The sequence below is a fragment of the Microcystis sp. M049S2 genome (genome assembly GCF_020245625.1).
Classification (GTDB): domain Bacteria; phylum Cyanobacteriota; class Cyanobacteriia; order Cyanobacteriales; family Microcystaceae; genus Microcystis; species Microcystis ichthyoblabe_A.
This window is the reverse complement of the sequence record NZ_JADBUN010000086.1, coordinates 1-11,440: the sequence shown is the minus strand read 5'-3', so window position 1 is coordinate 11,440 and position 11,440 is coordinate 1. Positions and strand designations below refer to the sequence as shown.

Below are 11,440 nucleotides of genomic sequence, written 5' to 3'. Positions count from 1 at the left end.
GTTAAAAGTTGTCAGATGCCCCCCTTATTAAGGGGGGATTAAAGGGGGGACTAAGGGGGGATCGGCACCCCCCTTATCAAGGGGGGCAGGGGGGATCGAACCTAAAATCCATTTTTAATTTAATTATAACCAGCTACTTAATTGAAATGACTATAATTCCCTGGGAAAAATTTGAAGAAGAATACGCAAAAAGCTTCCCTGAAAATAAGGGGATGCCCGCCTTACCATTTAGGGTGGCATTGGCATCATTAATTATTCAATAAAGATTAGGAATAAGTGATAGAGAAACCATCGAACAAGTTAGGGAAAACCCTTATCTCCAGTATTTTATTGGGCTAAAAACTATCAAATAGAAGTCCCCTTTGATGCCAAAATGATGGTATATTTTCGGAAAGGAATTAACTTAAATCTCCTTAACAAAATTAACCAATAAATGGTGAAAAAAGGACGAGAAATTCTCGATGGCAAAGAATCTGGTGCCAGAGTGGACGGTGAGCTTGTCGAACCGCAGAAGAGGGAGGAGAAGAAAGTGAGACAGTGAGTCAGACGTGAGACATTTCTTTTGCCTCTTGCATGAGTGACTCTTGCCTTCAGAACCTGATTACTGTTTAATGTTTACTGACCACTGAAAAAAACTACCATCAACAGTGTCTCACTGATTACTGTTTACTGATTACTGTTTACTGTTTACTGTTTACTGAAACAACTCCCAACACTTAATATATGAAATGGACAGATAAAGATCAGATAATTATGCAAGGGATCGATCGACCCCTAGGCAAATATTATGCGGCACGATTGAAAGCTCAGGGAACCTGTTTAGTAGCCGGGGTGGCTAGTGGCCACGGTGGTGAGATAATCGCAGAGATACCAGTGTTTGATCTAGTGGCCGAGGCCGTTGCTGAAGCCGGAGAAATCAAGACCAGTTTAATTTTAGTTCCCCCCAATCAAGTCCTAGATGCGGCCTTAGAAGCGATCGCAGCAGCAATTCCCCAATTAATTATCGTCACCCCCGGAGTTCCCCCCTTGGATCTGGTGGAATTATTAAAGATAGCTAGTACCACCGGAACATTAATTCTCGGCCCCGGCAGCCAGGGTGTGATTATTCCCAATTATCTTTGGTTGGGTATTTGTGAACCCAGTTTTTATCAATCGGGGACAATCGGTCTGATCACCCGCGGCGATCGCATAGGGGATGAAGTGGCGAAAACTTTAACAGCAGCGGGGTATGGTGAATCTATGGCGGTAAATTTGGGGACTGACGGCATTATTGGCTCCAATTTGTCCCAATGGTTGCAGGTTTTCGAGGAAGATGACAATACCGAGGCGATTCTCCTCGTCAGTCAGGTGGGAGGAAAGGCCGAAATCGAGGCAGCCAAATATATTGCCTCGGCGATCGAAAAACCAGTGATTGCCTATCTTGTGGGGTTAAATACAGCGATTGAAACCAATTTCGGCGATACAGAAACAATTATTTCTAACCAACTTTCCTACTCTGTTGCCGCTAAGAATACTAGAAAAGATAGCCTACGTCATTTTCAAGAAGCTGGGGTGACAGTGGTGGAAAAATTAGCCGATTTACCCGCCTCTTTAGCTAAAGTCTTGTCCTGAATTTGACCCCATTGCTCCAATAATATTTATAATCCGACAATATTCCGTCAAAATAAACACCTAGAAGGATGTTTCACCCCCATCCTGCCTAGGGGATTTTCGATGACAATTCCTGAGAGCTACTATATCATGGTAGATCACCTGTGATTCCTCAGACCGGCCAAGATAAAGATGGCAACAGGCAAAAATTAGGGAAAATCAGCGACAATCGAAACGGCAAGATCAAAAAAAATTCTATTCTAGATTGACCCTTTCAGCAGACCAACTATCCCACCCTTCTAGACAACGACCCTAAGGATAACTTCTATGGCGCAACAAAATAACCTAAAAACCGACAATATACACCAAATCGATCCCTATTGGGGTCCCCGATGGCTCGTAGAGGAACGGGACGCTTGCGGAGTCGGTTTTATTGCCGATGTGCGCGGTTCTGGCAGCCATCAACTGATTGAACAGGCCCTTTTAGCCTTAGGTTGTTTGGAACACCGGGGAGGCTGCAGCGCCGATCAGGATTCCGGGGACGGTTCCGGTATGATGACCGCTATCCCCAGAGATGTCCTCGCTCCTTGGTTCGCCGAAAATGGCTTAAATATGCCAGAATCTGAGCGACTAGGGGTGGGTATGGTCTTTCTTCCCCAAGCGGCCCAAGAACGAGCCGACGCTAAAGCACACATCGAAGAAATTGTCAATAAATATAATATTAAGATTTTAGGTTGGCGTGCTGTTCCCGTCCGTCCCCAAGTCCTCGGAAGACAAGCAAGGGAAAATCAACCCTACGTCGAGCAAATTCTGGTGACTTCCCCCGATTTAGCCAGTTCTCAATTCGATCGCCTACTCTATATTGCCCGTTCTGAAGTCGGTAAGCAACTGGCCGATGATTTCTATTTCTGTTCCTTTTCCTGTCGCACCATTGTCTATAAAGGGATGGTACGGGGCGAAATCCTGCGAGAATTTTATCTAGACCTGCAAAATACCGCCTATAGCAGTCAATTTGCCATTTATCACCGACGTTTTAGCACCAATACCCAACCGAAATGGCCCCTCGCTCAACCGATGCGCTTATTGGGTCATAACGGCGAAATTAACACCCTTTTGGGCAATATTAACTGGATGTCGGCCCGGGAACCCGCTTTAGAAACGGAAGGTTGGACCCACGAAGAATTACAATCCCTGACCCCCATTGTTAACCCCGCTAACAGCGACTCCTATAACCTCGATAGCGCCCTAGAATTATTGGTGAGAACCGGTCGCAGTCCCCTAGAAGCGGCTATGATCCTAGTGCCGGAGGCCTACAATAATCAGCCGGATTTACAGAATTATCCCGAAATTATCGACTTTTACGAATACTATAGCGGTTTACAGGAACCCTGGGACGGTCCGGCTTTACTGGTCTTCAGTGACGGGGTAATCGTCGGCGCTTGTTTGGATCGCAACGGTTTGCGACCGGCCCGTTATAGCATTACTAACAACGGCTATATCGTCGTTTCCTCGGAAGCGGGAACTATTCCCCTCGATGAAACCACCATTATCGAAAAAGGTCGTCTCGGCCCTGGTCAAATGCTCGCGGTGGACCTAGAAAAAGGCGAAATTAAGCGTAATTGGCCGATTAAACAGGAAATTGCCCGAGCTAATCCCTACGGTGCATGGGTGAAATCCCAACGCACCTTTATTGACAAAGAAACAGGGATAGACATTCCCACCCCTAGTAATCTCCTTCCCCTGCAAACCGCTTTCGGTTATACATCCGAAGATGTGGATCTGATTATCGTCCCCATGGCAGAGCAGGGAAAAGAACCGACTTTCTGTATGGGTGATGACACTCCCCTAGCGGTCCTCTCCAGTAAACCCCATCTTCTCTACGATTACTTTAAACAACGTTTTGCCCAAGTTACTAACCCTCCCATCGATCCTTTACGCGAAAGTTTAGTCATGTCCTTGACTATGTATCTGGGACGACGGGGCAATATACTTAAATTAGGGGTTGATGACGCACATTTACTGAAATTAGACTCTCCCCTGCTTAATAATGCGGAATTAGCCAAAGTTAAAACCTCTAGCTACAAAACAGCCGAACTTTCTACCCTTTATGATCTGACCACCGGACCAAGGGGATTAGAAACTGCGATCGCAAATTTGTGCGCTGAGGCTGCCAAGAAAGTAGCATCGGGAGCAGAAATTTTAATTCTCAGTGACAGAAATGCTCCTATTGACGAAAAAACTAGCTATATTCCCCCTTTATTAGCTGTTGGTGCCGTCCATCATCACCTGATTCGCTCACACTTGCGTTTAAAAGCTTCGATTGTGATCGACACGGCCCAATGTTGGAGTACTCATCACTTCGCTTGTCTAATTGGTTATGGCGCTTCCGCAGTCTGTCCCTATCTGGCCCTAGAAACGATCGCCCAGTGGTGGATCGAGCCAAAAACCCAGAAATTGATGGAAAACGGCAAATTAGAAGCTATTAGCCTCGAAAAAGCCCTAATTAATTACCGCAAATCCGTAGAAGCAGGATTACTGAAAATCCTCTCGAAAATGGGTATTTCTCTCCTATCTTCCTACCATGGGGCGCAAATTTTCGAGGCGATCGGATTATCGGCAGATTTAGTTAAACTAGCTTTTAACGGCACTACCAGTCGCGTCGGGGGTTTAAGCATTGCTGAAGTGGCCCAAGAAGCGATCGCATTCCATAGTAAAGCTTTCCCCAATCTTACCGCTAAAAAACTAGAAAACTACGGTTTTGTCAACTACCGTCCGGGGGGAGAATACCACATGAATTCCCCGGAAATGGCGAAAGCACTCCATAAAGCCGTGGCCGCTCACTCCGAAGGTGAAGGATATGACCATTACGAAACCTATCGCCAAATCTTGCAGGAAAGACCCGTTACTGCATTGCGCGATCTATTAGAATTTAACAGCGATCGAGCCTCAATTCCCCTCGAAGCAGTAGAATCGATCGAAAGTATCCTGCAACGCTTCTGCACAGGGGGAATGTCCCTCGGTGCCTTGGGCCGGGAAGCACACGAAACCCTAGCGATCGCCATGAATCGCATCGGAGGTAAGTCCAATTCTGGAGAAGGGGGAGAAGATCCGATCCGTTACACCAGCTTAAGCGATGTGGATGCCGAGGGACATTCCGTGACCATGCCTCACCTAAACGGCTTAAAAAACGGTGATACAGCCAATTCTGCCATTAAACAGATAGCTTCGGGCCGTTTTGGAGTCACTCCCGAATACTTAATGAGTGGAAAACAGCTAGAGATTAAAATGGCCCAGGGAGCAAAACCGGGAGAAGGAGGTCAATTACCCGGGAAAAAAGTCAGTCCCTATATTGCCATGTTACGGCGATCAAAACCGGGAGTAACCTTGATTTCTCCCCCTCCTCACCACGATATCTACTCGATCGAAGATTTAGCACAATTAATCTACGATTTACACCAAATTAACCCCCGGGCCAAAGTTTCCGTCAAATTAGTGGCCGAGATCGGTATCGGTACAATTGCGGCCGGAGTTGCCAAAGCTAACGCTGATATTATCCAGATTTCGGGCCACGATGGTGGTACAGGTGCATCACCCCTAAGTTCGATCAAACACGCGGGTAGTCCCTGGGAATTGGGAGTGACGGAAGTGCATCGGATGTTAATGGAAAATCAACTGCGTCATCGGGTGATTTTGCGCGCAGATGGAGGACTAAAAACCGGTTGGGATATCCTCATGGCTGCTCTGATGGGTGCGGAGGAATTCGGTTTTGGTTCCATTTCCATGATTGCCGAGGGGTGTATCATGGCCCGCGTCTGTCACACGAATAATTGCCCTGTGGGAGTCGCTACCCAGCAGGAACGTCTGCGATCTCGTTTTCCAGGAATTCCCGCTCATGTGGTCAATTTCTTTACTTTAGTGGCTGAGGAAACGCGGCAATTATTGGCGAAATTAGGCTATCACAGTTTAAATGAGGTGATTGGCCGGGCAGATCTGTTAAAAGTGCGCTCCGATGCTCGTTTAACTAAGACAGAATCCCTCAATCTCGATTGTTTATTGAATTTACCCGATGGCCGCAGCGATCGCTCTTGGTTGCAGCACGAGGAAGTACATAGTAACGGTGCTGTCCTCGATGAGGAAATTCTAGCCGATAGCGAGATTAAACAGGCGATCGAGCAACAGGGAACCGTCAGCAAAACCTACAGGATTGTCAATACCGATCGCTCTGTCGGGGCGAGAATTGCGGGGGTAATTGCCCAAAAATACGGTAATGATGGCTTTGAAGGCGAAATTAAGCTCAATTTCCAGGGTGCGGCCGGTCAAAGTTTCGGAGCCTTTAATTTACCCGGTGTCAATCTCCATTTAGAGGGAGAAGCTAACGATTATGTGGGTAAAGGCATCTACGGCGGCGAAATTGTCATCGTACCGCCCCAAAACGCCAATTATCAGCCCGAAGATAACGCTATCATCGGTAATACCTGTCTCTACGGGGCTACCGGTGGGGTATTATACGTTAATGGTCGCGCTGGTGAACGCTTTGCTGTTCGCAATTCCACCGCGAAAGCAGTTATCGAAGGGGCCGGGGATCACCTCTGTGAATATATGACCGGGGGGGTAATTGTCGTGCTTGGTTCCGTCGGTCGCAACGTCGGCGCCGGGATGACGGGAGGATTAGCTTATATCCTTGATCCGTCCCTACCGGAGAAACTTAACCCCGAAATTGTCAAGATTCAACGGGTTGGCACGGCTGCCGGTGCGGAACAGTTAAAATCTTTAATTGAGGCCCATGTAGAACGCACTAATAGCCCCAAAGGTAAGTTAATTTTAGCTAATTGGGATAGCTATCTCGGTCAATTCTGGCAAGTGGTCCCTCCCTCGGAAGCGGATAGTCCCGAAGCGCAAATTAGCGCGGAGAAAACCTTAACTTCGGTGTAATTTCTTTGGGGTGCGTTACTCTTTGTTAACGCACCCATTGATTAATTTTTTGACTGCGGAGTTGATTAATGGCCATGCTGCCCATCCCCACCACCTATACTAGCTATACCCAAGCACAGGAACATTTTCTTCAGGTTTTAGAACAAGTAGAACTGGGAAACTCGATCGTTATTGTCCAACGTCAGGGTCATCATGATGTGGACTTGATTGCTGCTGACGAATTATCCGCTTTATTAGAAGAAGTTTATCTTTTGCGCTCTCCAGCTAACGCTCAACGACTTTTTCAGTCCTTAAATTGGTCACAAGAAAGATTATCTCAGACAGCTGCCACCACTTCTCTAGAAGAATTACGTCAAGAATTGGAGACCGAGATTGAGCAAGAAAAAGCCGCAGAAGTCTGAAACCGAAATTGTGCGAGTTTTTCCTCAATTATGCCTAACCCAGTATTCCGTCAACCCCGTTAAGCTTTTTTCACGAAAATAACGTCTTTTTCGACCTTGACTTGATAGGTGGTTAGATTGCCTTTTGGGGGTTTATTCGTGACGACCCCAGTGGCGGTAAATTTTCCCGGATGGCAGGGACAAGCTAAAATCTGTGCGCCAGTATTCCATTTCACCGTACAGCCTTCATGGGTACAAGTCGGGTTTACTGCACTGATCTTTTTCGTATTTTTCTCCCAGATGAGGAGCAAGGAGCCGACCGGGGATTTTTTATCCAGAAAACTGCCTTTGGCTTCTAATTCTTTGAGGGTAATGCCCGTCACTTTCACAAAGCCATCCGCCGCTTGGGCCGGGGTCATCTCTTGGTCGGTAGCCGTCCCTAGGATTTCTGGGGCGCAGGCCATGGCTCCGCCAACACCAACGAGGGCAACAAATTCACGACGATTCATGGGATTAGGTTTTTTCCAACAGCAACGTTAACTTTCACTGTACCGTAGAAGCTCTTTCCATTCAATTAATTTCTAAGTGCGAGTAGAGAGGGCCCGTAAGCAAACGCCTGACCAGGATTAGGCTTCAGAAGCTAGTTGCGACCGATCATTAATTTTTGAGGGTTCAAAAATGGCAAAAATAAGGATTAAATGGCATAAAATATGTAAATAGACTATTTAGTTAATTATTAGGCGTTGCTGAATCAAGGTATGAATGACAACCTTGCACCTATCCAAAAGTTAGTTTGGGTCTAGGTTTTAAAAATCCCACAAAAGAAGATTCATATCTCAAATCAGCAACGCCAATTATTATTCATTCCTAATTCTCCTAACGACCGACTCCTGACTCCTAACCCTAACAACAATTTTTGATTTTTACAAGACTCCTAATGAATCCCCTCGTCAATTATTTTCGCAACCTGCAAGAAATCCACTCCTCCCAAGCAGCAGTAAAAGAAACCTCCTACTACGGCACTCTCGAAACTCTCCTCAACGAAATCGGTAAAACCCTAAAACCGCGAGTGCGCTGCATTATCAACCTCAGAAATCAGGGTGCGGGATTGCCGGACGGGGGACTTTTTAACGTCGATCAATTCCCCAAAAATCAAGAATTAGAACCTTTTACGGCGATTTTTCCCGAAAGAGGCGCGATCGAGATTAAGGGAACCAAAGAAGATATCAAAAAAATCGCCGCCAGCGAGAAAGTACAAAAATACTGGCAAAAATACGGTCAAGTATTAGTCAGCAATTATCGCGATTTTCTGCTCATCGGTCGCAATAGCCAAGGTCAACCGGTAGAATTAGAAGCCTATAGTTTAGCCCCGTCAGAAGCCGAGTTTTGGCTAAAAACCTCAAATCCATCCAAATTTGCCGCCGAACACGGTGATAGCCTCTTAGAATACCTAAAGAGAGTGCTTTTACAGGCGGCTCCTATCACCTCACCGGCCGATGTTGCTTGGTTTCTTGCTTCCTATGCGCGGGACGCAAAAGCACGCTTAGAACATCATTCCGATCTTCCCGCTCTGGCCAATATTCGTCAAGCTTTAGAAAATGCCCTAGGTATCAAATTTGAACGGGAACAGGGAAATAAATTTTTTCGTTCTACCCTCGTGCAAACCCTCTTTTATGGTTTATTTTCTGCTTGGGTATTATGGCACAAGCAAAACCTCAATCGCGAGGATAAAGAGGATAAATTCGATTGGAAATCCGCAGCCCACCATCTCCATGTTCCCATGTTAGCGATCCTATTCGAGCAGATCGCCGCACCGAGTAAGTTAAAATCTTTGGGATTAGTAGAAGTCTTGAATTGGACCGGTGCAGCTTTAAATCGAGTGCGACGAGAGGAGTTTTTTCGTCAATTCGATGAGGGACAAGCGGTACAGTATTTCTATGAACCATTTTTGCAAGCTTTTGATCCCGATTTACGCAAAGAATTGGGAGTTTGGTACACTCCTCCGGAAATTGTTCGCTATATGGTAGCGCGAGTCGATCGAGTTTTACGAGAAGAATTAAATATCGAGGACGGTTTAGCTAATCCCGATGTTTATATTCTCGATCCTTGCTGTGGAACTGGTGCTTATTTAGTCGAGGTTTTGCGCTATATTACCGATACTTTACAGGAAAATGGCGCGGGTGCTTTAGCCATGGCTTTGGTGAAAAAAGCAGCCATAGAAAGAATTTTCGGTTTCGAGATTTTAACCGCTCCTTTTGTCGTCGCTCATCTACAATTAGGTTTATTCCTGCAAAGTTTGGGTGTACCTTTAATAGAAGATAGTGAACGGGTGGGGATTTATCTGACTAATGCTTTAACTGGTTGGCAACCTCCCGATGAGGAAAGTAAACAGAAAATTCAACAGCTACAATTAAGTTTTCCAGAGTTAAATAAGGAACGAGAAGCAGCTGATGAAGTTAAGCGCGGTAAACCGATTTTAGTTATTCTCGGTAATCCTCCCTACAATGCTTTTGCTGGAACCAGTCCCGCAGAAGAAGCAGGTTTAGTGGAAGTGTATAAACAGGGTTTAATCTCCGATTGGGGGATTAAAAAGTTTAATTTGGATGAGTTATATGTGCGCTTTTTCCGTTTAGCAGAAAGATGTATTTCAGAAAATACTGATAAAGGGGTTGTTTGTTATATTTCTAATTTTTCCTATCTCGGTGATCCTTCTTTTGTGGTGATGCGACAAAGATTTTTACAAGAATTTGATCGCCTTTGGTTTGATTGTCTCAATGGGGATAGTCGCGAAACGGGAAAGTTAACCCCTGAAGGTAATCCAGATCCTAGTGTTTTTTCTACTCAATATAATAAGGAAGGGATTCGAGTCGGGACAACTATCGGATTAATGGTAAGAAAGGAAGTAAGGAATAAAAATGTTGATGTCTATTTTCGCCATTTCTGGGGAGTTGCTAAACGAGAACAGTTATTAGATAGTTTAAATAATCAAGATTTTGATTCTTTGTATCAAGTCTCTAACCCAGAACAATCTAATCGTTATTCTTTCCGTCCCTCCGATGTTTCCTCTCACTATTTAGTATGGCCAAAGTTAACAGATTTATCTTGTCAAGATTCATCATTAATTATTCCATTACAGGGTATGGATGAAGATCGTGCAAATGCACTTATAGATTGTGATCAAGATATTTTATCATTAAGAATGCAAAAGTATTTTGATAAAACAACTGACTGGGATGAATTTTTAACTTTAAAAACTGGGTTAAGTCGAGATAGTGCGTCTTTTGATGCTAAAACTGTACGAAAAAAAGCACATCAATTAGATTCGTTTAAAGAAAATAACCTGAAAAGATATAATTTCCGTCCCTATGATACAAGATGGTGTTATATTACTTTAGCCCCTAATGTTTGGAAAAGAGTAAGGCCAGATTTATATGTACAATACACATATAAAAATTTATTTTTATTAAGTCGTTCTAAAGGAGTTGCTCAACCAGAAGGAATTCCATTTCTATTTACTCAAAGTCTTTTTGCTAGGGATTGTATGAGAGGTCATGCAGTTGCATTTCCCATGTTAATTTATCCTTCTGCGAAACATGAAGCAAAAAAACAAGATAAATTATTTAATTTTGAAAGTTATACAACTGTTAAAACAAAAGCCAATCTCTCAGAAAAATCTCGTCAATACTTAAATCAACTGGGTATTAATAATCTTGATGAAAATATCGAGAATGCCTCCTTAATTTGGCTGCACGCATTAGCGATTGGATACTCTCCCTTGTATCTTGGGGAAAATGCCGACGGTATTCGTCAAGACTTCCCAAGGATTCCCCTTCCCAATAGCCAAGAATTATTAATTAAATCTGCCCAACTAGGACAAGCGATCGCCTCTCTTTTAGACACAGAAAATCCCGTTATAGGAGTCACCAAAAAACCGATCCCTGCACTGCAAAAAATCGCCTTGATTTCCTGCACTGATGGGGAAAATTTAAACCCAGATAAGGGGGATTTAATTATTAATGTCGGTTGGGGACACGGGGGTAAAAATGGTGTGACAATGCCGGGTAAAGGAAAAGCGATCGCCAGACAATATACAACCGCAGAAATGAGCGTAATTAGCCCAGAAATGCGAAAATTATTAGGAACGACCACCTATGATATTTATCTCAATGATCGAGCCTATTGGCAAAATATACCGGCCCGGGTTTGGGAATATACCATCGGGGGTTATCAAGTTATTAAAAAATGGCTAAGTTATCGCGAGGAAAAATTATTAGGACGGGGATTAACTATCGCAGAAGTGCAGGAAGTAAGCGAGATGACTAGAAGAATTACTGCAATTATTCTCCTAGAATCAGACCTAGATGATAACTACCAAAATATCAAAACAGCCGTGTATTCTTTTTAATCTCTTCGGGTCTAATTCCCCGCCGCTCGCGGCGTATAATAGAAAAATGAGTGAATACATCCATAAGAGCCATAATGTAAGTGTTTTGCTATATCATTTAGTGTTCCCAGCCAAATATCGTAAAGCCGTTTTC

General features: G+C 44.4%; 5 protein-coding genes and 2 pseudogenes. 6 read left to right on the top strand and 1 reads right to left on the bottom strand.

All coding sequences use genetic code 11. The features are described from left to right. Nucleotides 1-134: 134 nt before the first annotated feature. The 4 genes and pseudogenes from IM496_RS07280 to IM496_RS07265 form a co-directional block, all read left to right on the top strand. A pseudogene (locus IM496_RS07280) lies at nucleotides 135-430 on the top strand (transposase); the annotation flags it as partial. A gap of 293 nt (nucleotides 431-723) precedes the next feature. Next, a complete protein-coding gene (locus tag IM496_RS07275) occupies nucleotides 724-1,611 on the top strand; it encodes a succinate--CoA ligase subunit alpha (protein WP_104396249.1) in 888 nt (295 codons plus the stop codon). 306 nt (nucleotides 1,612-1,917) lie between these two features. Next, complete coding sequence (gene gltB / locus IM496_RS07270; RefSeq protein ID WP_287661632.1) at nucleotides 1,918-6,522, top strand: glutamate synthase large subunit; 4,605 nt, start codon at nucleotides 1,918-1,920, stop codon at nucleotides 6,520-6,522. 68 nt (nucleotides 6,523-6,590) lie between these two features. Beyond that, nucleotides 6,591-6,923: a type II toxin-antitoxin system Phd/YefM family antitoxin gene (locus tag IM496_RS07265; RefSeq protein ID WP_194016746.1), complete on the top strand. Its 333-nt coding sequence runs from the start codon at nucleotides 6,591-6,593 to the stop codon at nucleotides 6,921-6,923. Nucleotides 6,924-6,982: 59 nt separating this feature from the next. On the opposite strand, the gene IM496_RS07260 is transcribed toward IM496_RS07265, so the two are convergent. Further along, nucleotides 6,983-7,411 carry a QcrA and Rieske domain-containing protein gene (locus IM496_RS07260; RefSeq protein ID WP_061432782.1) on the bottom strand — a complete coding sequence of 143 codons (429 nt, stop codon included), beginning with the start codon at nucleotides 7,409-7,411 and terminating at the stop codon, nucleotides 6,983-6,985. 428 nt (nucleotides 7,412-7,839) lie between these two features. On the opposite strand from IM496_RS07260, the gene IM496_RS07255 reads away from it, so the two are divergent. Both IM496_RS07255 and IM496_RS07250 read left to right on the top strand, forming a co-directional pair. Then, entirely contained in the window at nucleotides 7,840-11,307 is a 3,468-nt protein-coding gene (locus tag IM496_RS07255; RefSeq protein WP_287661631.1) for a type ISP restriction/modification enzyme, read from the top strand. A 46-nt stretch (nucleotides 11,308-11,353) separates the two neighbouring features. Next, nucleotides 11,354-11,440 (top strand): annotated as a pseudogene (locus IM496_RS07250) (IS200/IS605 family transposase); the annotation flags it as partial.

Excerpts from the sequence above, each read along its gene's own strand:
- IM496_RS07265 (WP_194016746.1), top strand. The coding sequence starts at position 6,591 with ATGGCCATGCTGCCCATCCCCACCACCTATACTAGCTATACCCAAGCA.
- gltB (WP_287661632.1), top strand. The coding sequence starts at position 1,918 with ATGGCGCAACAAAATAACCTAAAAACCGACAATATACACCAAATCGAT.
- IM496_RS07275 (WP_104396249.1), top strand. The coding sequence starts at position 724 with ATGAAATGGACAGATAAAGATCAGATAATTATGCAAGGGATCGATCGA.
- IM496_RS07255 (WP_287661631.1), top strand. The coding sequence starts at position 7,840 with ATGAATCCCCTCGTCAATTATTTTCGCAACCTGCAAGAAATCCACTCC.
- IM496_RS07260 (WP_061432782.1), bottom strand. The coding sequence starts at position 7,411 with ATGAATCGTCGTGAATTTGTTGCCCTCGTTGGTGTTGGCGGAGCCATG.